At 37.7% G+C, this 20109-nt stretch carries 16 protein-coding genes; 5 read left to right on the forward strand and 11 right to left on the reverse strand.

Going from position 1 to position 20109, the window contains the following annotated elements:
• Positions 1-324: 324 nt before the first annotated feature.
• From JKP73_RS18665 to JKP73_RS18675, 3 genes are all read right to left on the reverse strand, one after another.
• The gene (locus JKP73_RS18665) at positions 325-2064 is read right to left on the reverse strand and encodes an ABC transporter ATP-binding protein (protein ID WP_234447138.1); all 1740 of its coding nucleotides are present in this window, start codon (positions 2062-2064) and stop codon (positions 325-327) included.
• A 142-nt stretch (positions 2065-2206) separates the two neighbouring features.
• A complete protein-coding gene (locus tag JKP73_RS18670) occupies positions 2207-3808 on the reverse strand; it encodes an ABC transporter permease (RefSeq protein ID WP_200411653.1) in 1602 nt (533 codons plus the stop codon).
• Positions 3808-4716 carry an ABC transporter ATP-binding protein gene (locus JKP73_RS18675; RefSeq protein ID WP_200411654.1) on the reverse strand — a complete coding sequence of 303 codons (909 nt, stop codon included), beginning with the start codon at positions 4714-4716 and terminating at the stop codon, positions 3808-3810. Before JKP73_RS18675 ends, JKP73_RS18670 begins: the two co-directional genes overlap by 1 nt.
• Before the next feature lie 152 nt (positions 4717-4868).
• Here JKP73_RS18675 and JKP73_RS18680 point away from each other — a divergent pair, with 152 nt between their 5' ends.
• The 4 genes from JKP73_RS18680 to JKP73_RS18695 all read left to right on the forward strand — a co-directional run bounded on the left by JKP73_RS18680 (position 4869) and on the right by JKP73_RS18695 (position 8158).
• Entirely contained in the window at positions 4869-5462 is a 594-nt protein-coding gene (locus tag JKP73_RS18680; RefSeq protein ID WP_021290548.1) for a TetR/AcrR family transcriptional regulator, read from the forward strand.
• A gap of 251 nt (positions 5463-5713) precedes the next feature.
• Positions 5714-6469 (forward strand): GTP cyclohydrolase II, encoded by a 756-nt coding sequence (locus JKP73_RS18685; RefSeq protein WP_200411655.1) that lies wholly within the window; start codon positions 5714-5716, stop codon positions 6467-6469.
• Positions 6462-7571: a bifunctional diaminohydroxyphosphoribosylaminopyrimidine deaminase/5-amino-6-(5-phosphoribosylamino)uracil reductase RibD gene (gene ribD, locus JKP73_RS18690; RefSeq protein ID WP_200411656.1), complete on the forward strand. Its 1110-nt coding sequence runs from the start codon at positions 6462-6464 to the stop codon at positions 7569-7571. Before JKP73_RS18685 ends, ribD begins: the two co-directional genes overlap by 8 nt.
• Positions 7568-8158, forward strand: a complete 591-nt coding sequence (locus JKP73_RS18695; RefSeq protein WP_021290545.1) for a 5' nucleotidase, NT5C type — start codon at positions 7568-7570, stop codon at positions 8156-8158. The genes ribD and JKP73_RS18695 overlap by 4 nt, the downstream gene beginning before the upstream one ends.
• Positions 8159-8397: 239 nt before the next feature.
• Here JKP73_RS18695 and cydC read toward each other — a convergent pair whose 3' ends face one another.
• The 5 genes from cydC to JKP73_RS18720 all read right to left on the reverse strand — a co-directional run bounded on the left by cydC (position 8398) and on the right by JKP73_RS18720 (position 15764).
• Positions 8398-10113: a thiol reductant ABC exporter subunit CydC gene (cydC, locus tag JKP73_RS18700; RefSeq protein WP_200411657.1), complete on the reverse strand. Its 1716-nt coding sequence runs from the start codon at positions 10111-10113 to the stop codon at positions 8398-8400.
• Positions 10110-11846, reverse strand: a complete 1737-nt coding sequence (gene cydD / locus JKP73_RS18705) for a thiol reductant ABC exporter subunit CydD (RefSeq protein WP_021290543.1) — start codon at positions 11844-11846, stop codon at positions 10110-10112. The genes cydC and cydD overlap by 4 nt, the downstream gene beginning before the upstream one ends.
• Before the next feature lie 43 nt (positions 11847-11889).
• Positions 11890-12903 carry a cytochrome d ubiquinol oxidase subunit II gene (locus JKP73_RS18710; RefSeq protein ID WP_021290542.1) on the reverse strand — a complete coding sequence of 338 codons (1014 nt, stop codon included), beginning with the start codon at positions 12901-12903 and terminating at the stop codon, positions 11890-11892.
• Positions 12900-14252, reverse strand: coding sequence for a cytochrome ubiquinol oxidase subunit I (locus JKP73_RS18715; RefSeq protein WP_038246115.1), 1353 nt, complete (start codon positions 14250-14252; stop codon positions 12900-12902). Before JKP73_RS18715 ends, JKP73_RS18710 begins: the two co-directional genes overlap by 4 nt.
• Before the next feature lie 417 nt (positions 14253-14669).
• Positions 14670-15764 carry a glycosyltransferase family 2 protein gene (locus tag JKP73_RS18720; protein WP_160807543.1) on the reverse strand — a complete coding sequence of 365 codons (1095 nt, stop codon included), beginning with the start codon at positions 15762-15764 and terminating at the stop codon, positions 14670-14672.
• Positions 15765-15922: 158 nt separating this feature from the next.
• On the opposite strand from JKP73_RS18720, the gene pdxK reads away from it, so the two are divergent.
• Complete coding sequence (gene pdxK, locus JKP73_RS18725; protein ID WP_021290539.1) at positions 15923-16720, forward strand: pyridoxine/pyridoxal/pyridoxamine kinase; 798 nt, start codon at positions 15923-15925, stop codon at positions 16718-16720.
• Between the two features lie 57 nt (positions 16721-16777).
• Here pdxK and JKP73_RS18730 read toward each other — a convergent pair whose 3' ends face one another.
• From JKP73_RS18730 to JKP73_RS18740, 3 genes are all read right to left on the reverse strand, one after another.
• Positions 16778-17986, reverse strand: a complete 1209-nt coding sequence (locus JKP73_RS18730) for a quaternary amine ABC transporter ATP-binding protein (RefSeq protein WP_021290538.1) — start codon at positions 17984-17986, stop codon at positions 16778-16780.
• Complete coding sequence (locus JKP73_RS18735; protein ID WP_021290537.1) at positions 17983-18843, reverse strand: ABC transporter permease; 861 nt, start codon at positions 18841-18843, stop codon at positions 17983-17985. The genes JKP73_RS18730 and JKP73_RS18735 overlap by 4 nt, the downstream gene beginning before the upstream one ends.
• Before the next feature lie 96 nt (positions 18844-18939).
• Entirely contained in the window at positions 18940-19947 is a 1008-nt protein-coding gene (locus JKP73_RS18740) for an ABC transporter substrate-binding protein (RefSeq protein ID WP_021290536.1), read from the reverse strand.
• Positions 19948-20109: the final 162 nt, after the last annotated feature.

Here is a 20109-nt window from a genome sequence, read left to right on the forward strand (position 1 = left end):
AAAGTGGCATTTCACCTTATTTCACACAACATACCATACGATTATGAAATTGCTTCTACTCATTCATAATCACCTAGGCTAATCTCACTATACCATAAAGACCTTGCGAAAAAAATGGAAAAACGTTAGGTCTATTAGTCATGCGGAAATTTTGACTTACTCAGGAGGTTTATCCCCCCTGAATAAATCAAGGTAAATAATTCAAATAAATTGTGTAAAACACTTGACTGGAGGTAAGAAAAGTTAGAAAACAAATCCAACTTTAAGGTGCCTTAAAACAAAGGGGGTTCTACTCCCTCTAATCGCAGCTACTCCCCTTTCATGTCACCGATCTGTTAATTGCTGCTGGGCAAATTCTCTATATAATGCGTGCCGATCCATTAGTTCTTGATGTTTTCCCACCCCTGTTATTTCTCCATTTTCGATAAATATAATTTTATCCGCATCTACAATCGTTGATAGGCGGTGAGCGATTACAAAGGTTGTGCGTCCTTCCATTAATTTAGTTAAGGCTTGTTGAACAACCTTTTCTGATTGACTATCTAAACTGGCAGTTGCTTCATCCATCATCAGTATACTTGGGTTACGAAGAAATGCTCGAGCTATATTAATGCGTTGCCTTTGTCCCCCAGATAGTTTAACTCCCCTTTCGCCAACCTTTGTATCTAATTGATCGGGAAACGTTGCTATAAACCTATCTGCATAAGCCATCTTGGTAACCAACCAAAGCCGGTCATCTGAAATATCTGTTGCGTCAGCTAAACCGTAGGTTAAGTTTTCTCTAATGGTACCAGCCATCATCGCACTTTCTTGTGAGACATAACCAATATGACTTCGCCATGTTTGCAACGACATTTTCTCAATCGACGTGTCACCAATGAAAATTTCACCTTCTGTTGGTTGGTAGAATCGTTCTAACAAACCGAATAACGTTGTTTTTCCCCCGCCGCTTGGACCAGCAAATGCGATCATTTCACCAGGATGGGCAGCAAAAGTGATATTTCTTAAAACTTGTTCCGTTGGATTATAGGAAAAGGATACATGATGAAACTGAATGATGCGATTTACGTTTGTTAAAGAAGCACCATCTTTCCCTGGTTCCTCTGATAAATCCAAAATATCGATAATTCGCTCTGTTGCACCCTTTGCTTTTTGTAATTGGGTAAAAAACATAGCAAATGTGGTAATTGGCATAATGATTTGGAACAAATAAAGCAAGAATGCCACCAATGATCCGGTAGACATGGAACCATTGGCCACACGTATGCCTCCATATCCAATAATAACCACTACTACAGCCATAATAATTAAGTACATAAGTGGCCCAATCAAAGCAAAGATTTTTGATTCTTTTAAGCCGAATGAAAATAGCTTACTAATTCCATGTAATCCCTTTCGTTCCTCAAAAGTTTCCGCTGTAGACGACTTCATTAACCTTATTTCACTTAATGTTTGCTGAATATTACCAGTAAATACCGCCGTTTCATCCTGTAGACTTCGAGAGATCTTAGCCATTTTGCTACCTAATGGCATCATCAGTAAAATCGTTATGGGAACAGCAATTAACATCATCAGTGTCATTTGCCAATCCATAATTAATAGTATAGCAACGGCACCTATGATAGAAATTAACCCACTTATAAACTGTGGAAAATGCTGAGATATCAGATCTTTCACAATTCCGGTATCGTTGACCACACGACTTACCGATTCCCCACTGTTTGTTTTATCAAAATAGCTAACTGGTAGATGGATTAACTTCCTCCACATCCGTTCGCGAAGCCGGGCAACAATCTTCTGTCCAACTAATGCTAACATATAAGTAGATACACCATCGATTACGGCTTGCAAAATAAAAATAACCGCTATCATCACTATCAGCATGATACTCACCGATTCTAAGGAGAACCCATCAACCAATTCCCTAGTTAGCAGAGGGATACTTAGACCTACAAGTGTTGTGATTACACTACCAACTAATCCTATTGAAAGAGGGAGCTTTGGAATGTTGGTAGACAAGATAAACGAAATAAATAGCTTCAAATCATTACGGGATTTTTCCAATACCATGTACTCCTATCTTAGAATATCTATCCTTTTATTATAAATGAAAAAAGAACATAATACATGATTCTCCCCTTCCAGCCTTAAATAATAAAAACGCTGCTTTGTTCCACAAAACAGCGTTTTTATTTAAAAGCATGCCTTATCCACCAATATCCCGTTGACGATAACCAATAAACCCGAGTACCATCAAGCCTATTGCAGAAATTGTAAGGATGGTAACTGCAGTTATGTTCATATCTTCAATAGGTATCTGAGGTATATGCCCGAACGGGGACAAGCTGCTCATCCACTCAGGAAATTGAATTAGATTGCCTAAATACACAACAATAAATGAATAAATTAAATACCCCCATACCCAGCTACTTACCTGTGGGAGAAAGCCGATAAGAAATGCCGTCAGCCCAATCATTACCCACATCGCAGGCAAATAGACTATTGCCGCTTGATACACAACTGTAATATCCATTCCGTCATTAATCGATACAGAGCCTGCTGACCAAAGACCAAGTGCTGCCAAAGATAACATAACAAACGAAACAAGAATAGAAATGATTAATGAACTACTTAATAGCCGTGTACGAGAAACTGCACGACTTAACAAATGCTCTGTTCTATTTTTTCTTTCTTCACCCATTAATTTCAATTGTGCCATTAAAGCTGGTATCGTGCTAATCATAGCCATAATACTCATTAACATGGTAATAAATTGTTCTGTCAGCGAATAACCATCTACAGGTGCTAGCATTTGTTTCATCATATCAATATCTTCAAAAAAGGTATCTAAATCCCCTAATACGGAACCATAGGATGCACCTAATACAAACATTCCTATTGCCCAAGCAATTATCCCCGTACGTTGAAGACGAAAGGACAGCCCTAATGGACTTTTTAACAGTACAGATGCATGTTTTTTACCTGGCTTGGCTGGTAAAAATCCAGAACCCAAATCCCGAATACCATTTAAATAGAGTGCCAATATACAAAGAATGAACGATACACCGATGGTTAATAGAATTGGCCACCAATAGTTATTAACATAAACCTCCGCTCCTAAAATCCAGCCCAATGGAGAAATCCAAGATAATGTCTCATTACTTACATCTCCAATCGCTCGTAAAATATAAGCAATACCCAGCACAAAGAAGGACAATCCAATAACACCACGGGAGTTCTCAGAAAGCTGTGCAAATACCGCTGTGATTGCTGTAAAGAAAAAGCCTATTGCCCCTAGGGCTGCACCATATAAAAGAGAACCCTCTAAGTCCATACTCTCAATATCTAATGCCGCTAAACCAAATCCAATGAGAAGCGCCATAAAAAAATTCGTCATGAAAACAACGTTTAACGCTGCGAATAAATTTGATAACCTACCAGTTGGTAATGATCGGATCAGTTCAATTCGACCGTCTTCCTCATCTGATCTCGTATGCCTTGTAACTAATAAAATACTCATGATTGCCACCGTAATCGCTGTGAACAGGAGCATCTGATGTGCCATCATGGCTCCATATGTGTAATTATCCAGCCCATACCCTTGACCAACCATAGCTGTCATTGCAGGATTTAACATGGTTTCAGCAATCGCTTGACGATCCGCTTTTGATCCATAGAGATCCGTAAAAGATAAGGCAATGGTATAGGTAATGATAGCTAATGACAAAATCCAGACAGGAATTCGTATACGATCCCTCCGTAGGAGAAAACGAGACAACTTCCCTGTGTTTTTTGTTAAACCTGCCATTACACTTCCCTCCCAGCTCCAGCCGTTATATTCCCTTCATAATGTCTCATAAATAAATCCTCTAATGTTGGAGGAGCACTTTCCAGTTTCACCAAACCAAATTTACTAATATAACGTATGACATCATCCAATTTTTCGGTATCTACTTGAAAAGAAATTTCATTCCCTTCTCTTTCGATAGCATGTACGCCTTCGACTTCACTTAACGCAACAATATCTTGTTTTGTTTCTACTAATAAATTCGTTCGCGTCAGATGTCGCATTTCACTTAGAGATCCAGATTCAATAATCTTACCTTGCCGAATAATTCCAACACGGTCACATAACTTTTCTACTTCCGATAAAATATGACTAGAAAGCAAAATACTTTTACCAGCCTGTTTTGCTTCTAAGACACAATCTTGAAATACTTTCTCCATTAATGGGTCAAGACCGGAAGTAGGTTCGTCTAAAATATATAAATCTGCATCAGACGAGAAAGCAGCTACTAATGCCACTTTTTGCCGATTTCCTTTTGAATAAGTACGGCATTTTTTGGTTGGATCTAATTCAAATCGTTTGATCAAAGCCTCTCTTCTGCTTTGGTTATTTCCGCCACGTAATTTTACAAACAGATCAATAACTTCTCCTCCCGTTAAATTCGGCCATAAATTCACATCCCCTGGAACATAAGCAATTCGCTCATGAATAGAAACAGCATCGGACCACGCATCTTTACCAAAGATAGTTACGTTCCCTTTTGTCGCTTTTAATATCCCTAATAATATCCGAATGGTTGTTGATTTGCCTGCCCCATTGGGACCGATAAACCCATAAACTTCTCCTTCATTAACTTCTATATTCACACCATCTAACGCAGTAAACTTTCCAAATTTCTTTGTTAAGTTAGTTGTTTGTAACACAGGCATTTTTACTTCCCCCTTATGGCATCTAAATTATGAAATATTTTAACCCATATATTTCATAATATATAAATAAAATTGTTTATGCAATAACTTATGAAATATATTTATTGTTTTATTACATATTTTTTATTAAAATTAGAATGAGGTGAAACTACTTGGATGGTTTTAAACGAAGACGCGAATTAAAAAAATCACATATATTGCAGGCTGCTTTAACATTATTCATGGATTTTGGCGTACAAAAAGTCTCTATTAAAGAAATTGCTACAAAAGCAAATGTATCTCAAGTAACGATTTACAATTATTTTGAGAGCAAAAACAACCTTGTTCATGAAGTAATTAAACATTATATAAGCGAAACATGGTGGGAGTTTGAGTCATTATTTGATAACGATTTACCCTTTCCTGAAAAGATAAAGAAGCTTATCTTCGCTAAGACAGAAACAGCCCAACATATCAATTCCAATTTCTACAATGTGATTATGAAAGAATATTCTGCTGGTATTAGTTATATTGAAGAGTTATACCAAAAAAAGGCGATACCGAAAATGATGGAGTTATTTGAAGAAGGGAAACGCGAAGGATATGTTGATCCAGATCTATCGAATGAGTCGATTTTAATGTATTTCCACATTTTTAAAGAAGCCATGCAGCGTGAAGATATATATAATAAAATACTGCCAATGACGGAAGATATCATGAAGATCTTATTCTATGGGATTATTGGGAAAGGAGATCATCCTAATTAGATCTTTCCGCTTGTAGAGAAGCAGCTATATGCCTCTACAAGCTTTTTTGTTGGTATGACCGAGTAACAATGGAAAACTTCATTTTATTCCTAAACAAGGAATTCACGCCTTTGTTTTAACTTTCCCCAATCAATCAGGCAATTTGGTACATACTATAACAAAAAACATCAAAAAATTTCGTTTGAAGCACGAAAAATTGAAGATATCCGTTTTTTTCATTATACTTAGTGCAAATGAAAGGAGATTACAAAATGGAACAAATGAAGCTTAAATCTGACGTTTTTTCTATTTTGAAAGATAAAATTCAACTGATTCAAAAAAATGAACGTTCCATATATTTGGTTGGACCGATTCAACTACCAGTCAATCTACAAGGTGAAACAACCGTATTCCAATGGTATTGCTGGCTTAATTATGATGAAGTCACGGAGGACTATGAAGAGATTATCCATAAATTAGCTTCTTCGAATCTGGCAGAGTATCAACAATCCAGTGTTTTAGTATACGGTGATTTCGCTAATGCTGAAAATGCCCTAATTCGTATGCACTCTATTTGTCATACTGGAGATATATTTGGAAGTAAACGATGCGATTGTGGATTTCAATTGAAGGAATCAATGAAACGTATAAAGGAAAATGGAGCCGGTGCGCTATTTTATTTAGCAAATCATGAAGGTAGAGGTATTGGTCTGTTTAGCAAAGCGATGGCTTACCTTCTTCAAGAGAATGGCTATGACACAGTTGAGGCAAACGAAGGACTCGGTTTTGTAAATGACGCTAGAAATTATGAAGATGCCATCCTTGTGTTAAAGACATTACGCAGCAAAGCAGTAACATTAATCACAAATAACCCCAGTAAATTGGATGCATTAGAAGAAGCTGGCCTTTCTGTTTCAGGGAGAACGCCATTATGGGGAGATATCTCGGAATACAACCGAAAATACTTACAGACCAAGGTAACTAAATCTGGCCACCTAAAATCCGAAGGGACTTGTTTTAATGACTAGTCATGCTGTTTATATGGATATTGCCTTAAACAATGCTAGAGCTATGAAAGGTCAAACGGACCCCAATCCATTAGTTGGGTCCGTCATCGTTAATCATAATCGAATTGTCGGTGTTGGAACCCATTTAAAAGCGGGGGAGCCACATGCTGAAATTCATGCCTTACGAATGGCCGGAGAGCAGGCACGAGGTGGTACGATTTATGTAACCCTTGAACCTTGTTCCCATCATGGTCGTACTGGTCCATGCGCAGAAGCCATCGTAAAAGCAGGTATTAAAACAGCAGTAATCGCAACGTTAGATCCAAACCCAATTGTTTCGGGAAATGGAGTAGCTATCTTAGAGGATGCAGGTATTAAAGTAATAGTTGGTATCAGACAAGCAGAAGCAGGTAAAATTAACGAAGTATTTAATACCTTTATAACCAAAAGACGCCCATTTATTACATTAAAATCAGGAATAACACTAGATGGCAAAGTTGCCAGTCATACCTTAAGCAGCAAATGGGTTACATCTGAAGAGGCTAGAGCAGATGTACATCAACTTCGACATGAACATATGGCGATTTTAACCGGGATTAATACAGTATTAAAAGATAATCCAGCATTAACAGCACGGATTCCAAACGGTAGAAACCCTCTACGAATCGTGATGGATTCTACATTAAAAATTCCACTTGATTACCAGCTTATTCAGGATAAACAAGCAGGTACATGGATATTTACAACTGAAAATTATGACAAACAAAAGCGTAAAGAATTGGAATCGCTTGGTATAATCGTTATTCCGACAGAAGGTACAAACACAGTTGATCCACGAAAAGTAATCACTTATTTAGGACAACACGGCATTTCTTCCTTGCTAATTGAAGCTGGTGGTGCAATCAATGCGTCATTTATTGAACATAGTTTAATAGATAAAATGATACTATATATGGCTCCTAAATTAATTGGGGGTAAACATGCTCCTAGCTTTCTTGAGGGAACAGGGATAAATGAGATGCATGATGCCATTGAGCTGAGCGAGACAGAAATACAGCCAATTGGCAAAGACTTTAAATGGACAGGTTATCCAATTTATAGTGACAAGAGGGATTGCGAATGAAATTTGGCTTTGACATTGATGATACACTAATCAATTTACGAGAACATGCCTTTCTCATTTATAGAGAAAAGTTAAATATGCAGCTACCGATGGAATCCTTCTATTCGCTACAGCGAGTAGAAATCCATGAACCTTTCGGACTTACTGATGAGGAAGGGAAAAAATTGTGGGAAAACACCCTAGAAACCATATATTATACAGATTGTCCAATCTTTCCTGGAGCTTTAAAAACAATCCAAGATTTAAAATATAGTGGGCATGATATCTATTATATTACTGCGCGACCACACAAACATGGCGAGCGTACAAAGGTATGGTTGAGAGAACAAGGCTTTCCTATTGAAGATGATAAATTCTACTATGGAATGAAAGATAATGAAAAAATTAACATTATTCATCAGTTGAACCTTGACTACTATGTAGATGATAAACCCACTGTGCTGCGTACGTTAAAAAATATAGATACAACACCAATCATAAAAGATCAATCCTATAATAAGGAATACAGAGAAGCCACTCGTCTCTTTCACTGGAGCGAATTCAAGCATATGTATGAAAAGAGCCTGAAACATAACAGAAAACGATAAATTGAAATCCGAATAAAATCAATATAATTCATTTAAAAACACAACTTGAAATACGGCATGCTCTGCGACTCCGTACCGAGCTAACTTGGGGCGTACCTTCTCGCAGAGGCCATGCCTATTTTATTTGCTGTGACTTACGCCTAGGCTCGCCATTCCTCACCGTAGTAATTAGCCGATGATGCTTTGCCCAAAATACTTTGGTCTCTCCTTCTTTTTTTCTATTAAACCCCTATTCAGCTTTATAGCAGGTTTCTTTCTAGTTCTTTCATTTCATAGAAGTACCCTTGTTTCGTCATTAACTCTGTAAATGTTCCTGTTTCTACGATCGTACCTTGATCCATGACAATAATCTGATCCATCTGCTCCATACCAGCTAATCGGTGACTTATGAGCACAACGGTGTCATTAGACGCTTGATCAAAAAGATGTGCATAAATGGATTGTTCCGTTACGGTATCAAGGGAGGAGGTTGGTTCATCCAGCAACCAGAATTGCCCTCCTTTCAACATTGCTCTTCCAATGGCTAATCGTTGTTTCTCTCCACCAGATAAATTCTCTCCTTTTTCATAGACAGAATGATCTAAGTCAAGATGCTCTAATCGAACTTTAACCAGTAATTCTTGCAAGCGCTCATCCGTAGCCGTTTCACTGGCGAGCTTAAGATTATCTCGTATCGTACCGTAAAAGAAATGATTATCTTGAAGAACGACATTTGCTTCTTCCAGGACACTTTTCTGCGAGAACTGCGCTATCTCCATATTATTCAGTCGAACTTCCCCGCTATCAGCCATGATTAATTTGATTATAAGCTGCAGTAACGTTGATTTGCCAGATCCACTAGCGCCAACAATAGCTGTTTTCGAACCAGCAGGAAGTTCCATATTCACCGTATGAACAGCTGGCCTTCCATCATCCGGAAAGGTAAAGGTAACATCACACATAGATATTTTAGGAGGCGTACGGAAACCAACAGATAATGTGGATGATTCTTCACATTCTTCTCTTTCTTGTTCAACCACAGAAAATAAACGATTCGCAGCTTGCTTACTATCCTCAAAGTGAATCGGGAAAACCGCCATCGGCCCCACATCTTCAAATAAAGTAATCGAAAGCATTACTAACATTGCTAATAGCACGCCATCAAGCTGCCCTTGACCAATTAGATATGCATTTATGGATAACACAGTCCATGTAACGAGTAACGATACAAATTGATTCACTGATTGATTATATAACGTATTGATTTCCTCCTGCTCCTGTTCCTTTATATAAGCATCCGAATGTGCTAAAAGTTGCTTTCTTTTCTCATCCATTTGCTGAAATATTTTTAAGTCGCGGAAACCATAAAGAAATTCGGTAGCTTCTGTCGATAATATCGCTCGTTTATTTCGAACTTGGCTTTTTATTGAACGTTGACGTATAACAAAAATAGCAGGGATTACAACGGCGGTAAATAATAAACCAATTAGTAGAATTACTGCTGTATGGATAGAATAAAAGGATGCAAAGAAAATCGTACTGATAAACACTAAAGCTAGCACGATTGGCGGGTATACCACGCGTAAGAAAAAGTTTTGCAGACTTTCTACATCCCCTACAATTCTTGCTAAGAGATCTCCACTTCGAAACGAAGTAAATATACCTGGCGCTAAGGGCTCTAGCCTTTCATAAAACGCCATCCGTAAATTACTTAGCATTGTGAAGGTTCCGCGATGGGATACAAACCGCTCTGCATATCTACTAAAGGCACGAATAAAACTTAACATTTTTACAGATGCAATTAAGATAATCAATGTATAAAATGGTGGCTGCAAAGCAGCTTTTGCAATTAAATACCCGCTAGCTGAGAACAATACCACTGTAGATAGCCCCGCAATAAATCCTAATAAGATTGAAAGCAGAATATCTCTTTTTTCTTTCATCATTTGTTTCGTAACAAACACTAGATCCCTCATTCTGCCTTCCCTCCTTGTTGCACAACAATCATATCTCGGTAAACAGAATTTATTTGCAATAATTGCTCATGTGTACCTTCAGCAATAAGTTCCCCATCATCTAAAATCAAGATCTTATCCGCATCTTTAATCGTGTGCAATCGGTGAGCTACGGTAATAACTGTTGCTGTCTGAGCTAGTTTTTCAATAGAAGCCTGTAAGATTCGTTCTGTTTTCAAATCTAATCCGGTCGTTGGTTCATCGAATAGTACAATAGAAGGCTGCTTTAGAAAAGCCCTTGCTAGAGCTAAACGTTGTTTTTCACCGCCAGATAACCCTCGGCCACCTTCCCCTACAACTGTGTCATAACGATACGTAAACGATGCTATTGTTTCTGCAATCCCGGCTCGCTTTGCTGCAAGCTCTATTTCGTTTCGAGTAACTTGGTTAGGACTTCCGATCGCAATATTATCTGCAATCGTGCCTGAAAAAATATAGGGGTGCTGAGAAATATAGCTGAGTCTATGAAACCAGTCTGCCTCTCTATATTTCGTTAAAGGTTCTCCGTCGATAAGGATGGACCCTTGATGTGTTGGAATGATTCCTGCAATCATATGCAAGAGCGTGGACTTCCCTGAACCCGTTTTACCGACAATCGCATTTTTGGATAAAGAGGAGAAACTGGTACTCATTTTTTTTAATTGAAAATCGGCTTCTCCATACTGAAAACCGCCATTCTCAATATCTATTCTTACCGGCAAACCTTTTTCTGGTATAGGTTTACTCCCCCATTGCACAGTGAATTCATCTGTTTCTTTAAGTTCCTCTTCCACTTTACGAATGGCACCCATACTGCTTCTTCCATTATGAAAGGCAGTTCCTAATTCACGTAATGCAGTGAAGTACTCAGGTGCGAGCACGAGTACAAAGAATGCTGCAAAGAAACTAATTCCATCAAAGATAATTAACTGTAGAGCTATTTCCAATGCAATGATTCCAATGGCTAACATCGAAATGAGTTCTAACATGAAGGATGAGGTAAAGGCGACTTTTAGAATTTCCATCGTCGCGTCTCGAAATTGCAAGCTGCTTTGTTTAATCGTCTCCTTCTTCTGTTTAGATTTACCAAATAACTTTAAAGTAACTAGCCCTTGTACCGTATCTAAAAATTTACCTGAAAAAGCAGCCAATTCATCCATTTTTTCTTCGGATTTTTTTTGCGTTTGCATACCAATAATAATCATAAAAAGTGGAATAAATGGAGAAGTGATTACCATAATAATTCCACTATTCACATGTTGATTAAATACAACGATTAATAGAACGACAGGGATGACCGAAGATCGAATCAATTGTGGAATGTATTGGCTGAAGTAACTATCTACCTCATCAACTGCATCCATCATCATACTGACCTTTTGTCCTGATTGTCCCTTCAGTGATGCTTGAACCGGATTTTTTAAATAATTATCAAGCAATTCATGACGTAAATGTCTTTTTGCTTCCGCTCCTAATCGTACGCCAAGTCTTCCACTCATATACGTAAAAATCGAACGAGCTAGAAGAATGAAGAACAACCCTCCCAATAATGGTAGGATTTCTTGAAACCTTTGGTCTTTTAGGAACACACCATCAATAACGGTAACAAGTAAAAAGGCTTGGCCAACAATCGCTCCACCCGTTAACAAAGCAAAGAAGAAGAGGTAAACCATGCTAAATTTTTTGGCATTCAGATACGCTTTTATCGTACGCATTATATATGCTCCTGTTCAACAGTATCTTTCGTTACATCAATCACTATTTCTTCCCTTTCACATAATCTGCATCAAACAGGAATAGACGCATCAGCAAGATTAATGAAGGAATTAATAAAAACAACCCTAGGATAAATACCACTATTAAAGCAATACCTGTTGCTTCATGTGTTGCATTTTCGTAGATCGTAACATATGGATCCAATATATATGGAAGATGACTAGCACCATACCCAAAAAACGCAAAGAAGAATTGTAGCATTACACTGATAAATGCCAATCCAAATCGTTTCCCTTCATAAATTAACCACATGGCAATGATAAAGAAACCAACGGAAAGACCAAACATCCACCAAAGATCAAACATATTTTGGTAATGTCGCTCATTATGCTGACCTAATGCGATGAATGTAGTTAACGCTGCAATAATGGTCGGTGTTGCCCAAAACAATGCATATTTACGAACTAACTTTAATGCTGCCTGGTCATTTGCTCTAGCTGCATAAAAGGTTAGAAATGCAGCGCTAATAAACAATACAGAAACGACTGCAAGTACAACTACACTCCAAGAATAAGGGCTCGTAAATAACGCAAGGTAATCCAATGATACAACGCCATTTTCTTCGAGTATAAATCCACCCTCAGACAATGTTAATGCAATCGATAAGGATGCAGGAATTAATAATCCTGTTGCCCCATACAAAAACATATATACATTGCTCTTTTTCGAACCATAATTCTCAAAAGCATAGAATGACCCTCTTATGGCAAGCAGTATAATTGCAATGCTACCAGGAACTAGCAATGCTGTCCCATAGTAATAAGCTGAATCGGGGAAAAACCCAACGATTCCAACAAAGAAGAACACGAAGAATACATTTGTAACTTCCCAAACAGGGGACAAGTACCTAGAAATTAATTGGTTCATTATATGGTCTTTTTTGGTAACCTTCGCATAATAGGCAAAGAAACCAGCTCCAAAATCAACCGATGCAACAATTAAATAACCATATAGAAAGATCCATAAAACGGTAATCCCAATTATTTCATAACTCATTTGTTATCACCCTTTTCTATCGTCGGGTACTTCTTCTCTAGTTCCTCTTCAGCAGGGTTATTTTTGAATAACTTTCGCAATACTGCCACTCCTAGTACACCTAATACAGTGTAAAGCCCAAGGAATAATAAGAACATCCAACCTACATACGGAGAAGTCGTAGCAGCATCTTCAACCAACATATAACCTCGTAATATCCATGGTTGTCTGCCTTCTTCTGCAAATATCCAGCCAAATTCAATTGCTAGCATTGCTAAAGGTCCACTAACTACGAGAAGCCAAAGCATCCATTTATTATGCTCATTCCACCGTTTAATTTTCCAGGCTAAAATATATAATAAGGAAACCCCTAATAGGAAAAACCCGATAACAACCATCAAGTCAAACATATAGTGAATCCATAATGGTGGTCGCTCGTCTTCTGGGAACTCTTCTAGACCAGTTACCTCGCTTTGAAAATCACCATAAGCTAAGAAGCTTAAAAGTCCTGGGAAGCGAAGCGCACCAGCTGGAGTGTTCTCATCACCTAACCAGCCAAATAAAACAAGATCTGCTCCTTCTTCCGTTTCAAAATGCCATTCTGCCGCTGCTAACTTTTCAGGTTGATGCTCTGCTAAGAACTTCGCTGAAACATCTCCGGCGATAGCTGTCAAAATAGAAAAAATGAATGTTAGTGTTATCGTTAGTTTCAGTGCTTTTTTATGATACTCCGTGTGTTTTTTACGTAACATACTAAATGCAGCAATTGCTGCTAAAATAGCAGCTACTGTTAAATAGGCTGATGCTAAAACATGAAATACTTTTGTCGGCGTTGCCGGATTGAACATCGCGTCGAGTGGATTAACGGTTGCGAATCCACCTGCTCCTGTTGTAAACCCCTCAGGTGTATTCATAAAGGCGTTTACGGAAGTAATAAATACTGCGGATAGACCACCACCGATAATAATTGGTAACGACAACCACCAGTGCATCATTGGTTTTTTGAATCGGTCCCATGTATATAGATAAATACCCAAGAAGATTGCTTCAAAGAAGAAAGCAAAGACTTCCATAAATAGCGGTAAGCTAATAACATTTCCCGCAACTTGCATAAACTCTGGCCATAGCAAAGAAAGCTGTAATCCTATTGCTGTACCTGTTACCACTCCAATAGCAACAGGAATAACAAAACCACGTGTCCACCTACGTGCCATCATTAGATAATGTGGATCATTCTTTTTTATCCCGATAAACTCAGCAATGGAAATCATTAATGGAACACCAACGCCAAGGGTAGCAAATATAACGTGAAATACTAATGTTAATGCTGTTAAGAGTCGACTCATAAGAACTGGATCCAACTCAGTCATCATTGGTATCCCTCCTTTATTATGTAGCGATCATTGCACTTGCTCAGTATTGATCAAGTGAAAATCCATCCATATATTTCCTTTAGGGGATAGATTTCCATATCTTCCATAGTATAAACTATTTTCGTACAGATGAACGTTCATTGCTATGACAAAACATTGACAAAGGTTAAACAAAAATTTGTCTATCTCTGTTTAGTTAATTCCCTAATGTACATAATTTACACCAAAAACTTCAGATTTTTTCTGCTTATAAAAAAGGAGGCTGAAGCAAAAGTTAGCTCTATACCTATACAATCGGAAGATACACTCTTCCCACAAGAAATAGGTTCCCATAGCAGGATCGAATAGCCAATAATCCAATTGTGAATGAAAGCAAACCTATAAGTCAGCCCCATCAAGTGCAACATTACTTAATTATGTTAATTCTTCTTGATCTAAACTATTAAAAAAAGCTTCATTGTAAAGTACTTGCTCATTATTTGGGAGATACTTTTTGGTTTGCAAATGATGCTGATAGGAATCTTTCTTATTTCCTATCTGCCAATTACAATAACACATTTGCAAATGAGGGTACCAAGTAGTATAAGCAATATTGGCAAATCCACTATCATTATCAGCCTCTAATGTTAGAGCAAAGACATACCAGATAATTGCCTTCTTAAACATTCCTTTCTCCTTGAAATAATCGCCAACACGACACGAAACTTCTGCACGGGGCAGATCATACTTTAGTGATTGCAGCAAGGCTTCAACCTCTTCTTCTGGGAGCTGCATAATCTTAAAACAATCTGCTATATAAATACAAGCTCGAATCTCGTCCTCAATCCAACCTCTTTTTGTATCCAAAAATTGTTGATAACAATCAATTGCTTCATCTAAACGCATATGATCTTTCAATTCATTCGCATAATAAAACATATCCCTAGGAGTAAATGGTTCTTTATTTGCTAACTGCTTTTCATAGATCTTTAAATTCCGATCACTTTTAATGGAATCAGCAGGCTTATCTTGTTTTCGATGGGTTACGCCAATCTCTGATGGAACAACGTTGCCACCCACTTGTAGATATTCATGGACAGCCCCGTACCATTTGAAATTATTCGTTCGCTTTACTAATCGATTTCGTCGATACTTAAACGTTGGGTTTCCCTCTTCGTCAAAAGCTGTATAATAATACATTGATACCGCATCAATGTCATCATGTAATTCTTGCTTTAACTTCCTTAGTTTATCAATATCTTCAGGTAATAAAACATCATCTGCATCTAACCAGAATATAAAATCCTTGGTAGCATAACTGAAAGCTTTATTACGTGCTGCTGCAAAGTGATCTATCCATTCAAAATCAAACACCTTATTTGTAAACTTCTTAGCTATATCCTTTGTACTATCCTTAGAACCAGTATCTAAGATAATTATTTCATCGCATATAGACTCCACACTACTTAGACATTGTTCCAAGACCTCTTCTTCATTTTTAACAATCATACACAAACTGATTGTTTTCATATTTCTCACCACCTTCTCTAACTACCACTACTATATGATTCAGATACCTAAATTTGTTAATAATATTCCAGAACGTCTAACACTTTCATTCTCGTTATTTCTGTTATATTCTATAGAAAGAAGGATTTATAGAGAATCTAACGTTTGGAGCGATATATATGACAATGAAGAAAACCTTAACGCTTGCAGGATCAGATTCCAGCGGTGGTGCCGGTATCCAAGCTGATCTTAAAACATTCCAGGAACATGATGTATATGGTATGACGGCCCTCACTTCCATTGTAACGATGGATCCTGACGGTTGGAGTCACAATGTGTCTGCAATTGATGTAAATATTGTAGAGAAACAACTGGATACGATCCTCTCCGTTGGCGTGGATGCAATGAAAACAGGAATGCTTGGATCGGTTGACATCATTGAATTAGGTGCGAAGAAAATTGAAGCCTATCAATTAACGAATTATGTACTTGATCCAGTAATGGTTTGTAAAGGCGACGATGAAGTACTTCAACCAGAGAATACGGAGGCAATGCGGGAGCTATTATTACCTCATGCCATTGTAACTACTCCAAATTTATTTGAAGCTGGACAGTTAGCGCAAACCGGTCCAATAAAAACAGTAGAGGGCATGAAAGAGGCGGCTGTGAAAATTCATGAATTAGGTGCAAAGAATGTAATTATTAAAGGTGGAAAGGCCTTTGATTATGAAAAAGCACTTGACCTTTTCTATGATGGGAACAACTTCACATTATTAGAAAAAGATAAGATTGATACAACGTATAATCACGGTGCTGGTTGTACCTTCGCGGCAGCGATTACAGCTAATATAGCGAATGGCAAATCGGTAAAAGATGCCGTTACAGACGCCAAAGAATTTGTAACTGCAGCCATTACGCATGGATGGAAATTGAATGAATATGTAGGGCCTGTCATGCATGGCGCTTACCACAAATAATCAAGATCTTTGTCTACAACAAAACCCATTGAGTTCATCAATCAATGGGTTTTGTTATTAAACATAATATGCTTCACTTTTATTTATTTCTTCGGAAACTAAACCTGACAACACATGTACCCTTAAAATAAATCCAATTAATTTATTTTCCCCGTTCACAACAGCTAACGGGAACTGGGACTCTAATGCTTTCGGTATTAAATCGTTAATATATTCTTCTTGATTTACAACGGTAATATCATGGCGTAATACATCAGATAAACGTTGTTTTTCTTTTATTCCTTGAATAGCATCATCAATTGTGACAATGCCCTCTACCTGACGACTACGATTAACTACGAACACGCTAGAGATACCATTTTCTTTCATTTCTTTAACAGCAACGTTCAGACCGTCCTTCAACGACACTAAGGCGTTTGGTCGTGTCATAATATGCTCTGCCTGAAAAACCTTAGAACGATCAATATCCTTAATAAAATCGGAGATATAATGATTAGCTGGTGACGTAATAATTTCTTCTGGTGTACCAACTTGTTCTACTTGCCCATTTTTCATAACAGCAACACGATCGCCAAGTTTAAATGCTTCATTAACATCGTGTGTTATAAAAATGATCGTCTTTTGTAATCTCTCCTGAATGTCCAACAGTTCTAGCTGCATTTCTCTACGAATTAATGGATCCAATGCACTGAATGGTTCATCCATTAATAAAATATCCGGATCATTTGCCAGTGCTCGGGCTAATCCAACGCGTTGCTGCATTCCTCCTGATAATTCATCTGGATATTTATCTTCATACCCCTTCAATCCAACTGTTTCAATATTATTCATAGCAATTTCCCTGCGTTCTTCCTTTGAAACATTTCGAATCTCTAAACCATATTCCACATTCGCTAAAATTGTCCGGTGACTAAACAAACCGAAATGCTGAAATACCATCGCTATTTTTTCTTGCCGTATTTTCTTAAGTTCATTCTTGTTAAAAGCGACAATATCCTCTCCATCTAAATAGATAGACCCGTCCGTTGGCTTATTTAATAAATTAAAACAACGGATTAGTGTCGATTTTCCACTTCCGGATAAACCCATAATGACAAAGACTTCCCCTTTTTCTACTTCAAACGAAGCATTGTATACACCAACCGTATGATTTGTTTTATTTAAAATGCCTTCTTTGGACATGCCTTCCTTAATCATCGGAATAACTGACTTTGGTTTAGGACCAAAAATCTTGGACACATTCTCAACTCTTATTTGCGCTGTCATTCAGTCGCACCTCCATGTTTTTGGAATTTTCCAGCAACACCATTTGTTATCCGGTCAATAATGATTGCTAAAAATACAATACTGATTCCTGCCTCAAATCCAAGTGCAATATCAATTCGATTAATTGCTACTAGCACCTGTTCTCCTAATCCTGAAGCACCGACCATGGAAGCAATAACAACCATTGCAAGTGCCATCATGGTCGTTTGATTGACACCAGCCATAATAGTTGGAAGGGCTTGTGGTAGTTGCACTTTTTTAAGCATTTGCCAATTGGATGATCCGAATGATTGTGCGGATTCAATCACCTCTTTATCGACACCACGAATCGCTAGCTCTGTTAGACGAATAACTGGAGGTAAAGCATAGATCAATGTTGCAAATATGGCAGATACATTACCAAGACCAAAGAAAAATATTGCTGGTATGAGATATACAAAGCTTGGCATTGTTTGCATAGCATCTAATAATGGACGCATGACGGTTGAAAAACCTTTACTAAATGCCATCCATACACCTAAAGGTATACCGATGATTAAACAGATGATGACAGCTGTTATTATAATCGAAATGGTTGTCATCATATCTTCCCAAAGGCCAAATGTACCAATCAAAAAGATAAATAATCCATATAAAACACCCGAAACTACTGACTTAAAATACCAACCCATCAGGACAATAAGGATGATAAACAGCCACCATGGCATCCACATTAAGAAATCAGCTATGCCGTTGATTGTTCGTGAAGATATAAAAAAGATAAAATCAAAAAATCCTTCTAATGAGGTATCTAAAAAACTTACAAATTGGTCGACATAATCACCAATTTGTGTCCGTATATCTGGAAAATTTCCCATCTTTAATCGACTGCATAAGCAGTCGTTTCACCTCTCTTGTAATAGTTTAAAAAATAGCAGAAAAAGCAGCCAACCACGTGGCAAGCTGCTTATTTCTTATTGCATCGCATCCTTCACCTTGTTTGCAATATCTTCGGACACCCAACTTGTCCAAATATCTTCATGTTCTTTCATCCACCAGTTTGCAGCTTCTTCTGCTGAAGCATCATTTTCATCCATGTAGCTTAATGCTTCTTCCGTTAGCTCACTGCTAGTTTCATAGTTTTTTAAGAATTCAACAACCTCCGATGCTTGTTCTGGCATATCTTTATGCACTGCAACCACTACATCATTTGGAGGAAATTCCGTCGCCTTCGTTTCATTCCACGTTTCTTCATCATAAGCAGGTTCTTCCAATAAGGTTAAATCATACTTTGCTGTAACTGCTGTGGGCGACCAGTAGTAACCTACCCAACCACGTCCTGCCTCATAAGCATCTGTTAAATCAGCAACAATTGCGGCATCTGATCCTGGCATAAAATTATTCATCGTTTCTTCTAAACCATAAGCTTCAAATTTTGCATCAATTGCTTCAGCTACTGCCCAGCCACTTGGAGCATTAATAATCCGCCCTCGACCCGGATCCTCTGGATCTTCAAATACTTCCGGGTACTTCTTTAAATCTTCCACCGTTTTTAAGTCTGGTGCTAACGGTTCGATCCCACGTTCAGGATCGCCTTCGATAACATAGGTTGGAACATAGAGTCCTTGTGTATTATCATCAAAATTTGTAGATAATTTTTCAATATCTCCTGTATCCATTGCTTCTCCATAAATTTCTTTGATATTATCTGTCCAAACTTCCATATATACATTAATATCGCCATCTCGAAGGCCCTGGAAAGTAGCTGCAGTTGAACCACTCGTTACATCTGTTTGATAACCATACCCCTCTTCAATAATCGTTTGAGCAATACTATTATGTACCTTAATGCTATCCCATCCGGCATCTGCAAAGGTAATGGTATCAATGCCTTGTTCACTTGCTGAACCCGAGTCGGAACTTCCGCAGGCCGAAAGAACTATTAATATAGCAGCAAAAAATAAATATAGTATTTTTTTCATGAATGACTACTCCTTTTATAATATATTCTCAATAGATTCTGTTAATTGGTAATATAAAAACAAATCATTGGAATACCAATAATAAGAAAATTGAGTAGAAACTAAATCCATATTCACCTTAATCTAGGAAAATATTGAAAATGGTTGAACAGGCAAGCTACC

It is taken from the genome of Virgibacillus salexigens (assembly GCF_014905415.1).
GTDB lineage: Bacteria > Bacillota > Bacilli > Bacillales > Amphibacillaceae > Virgibacillus > Virgibacillus salexigens.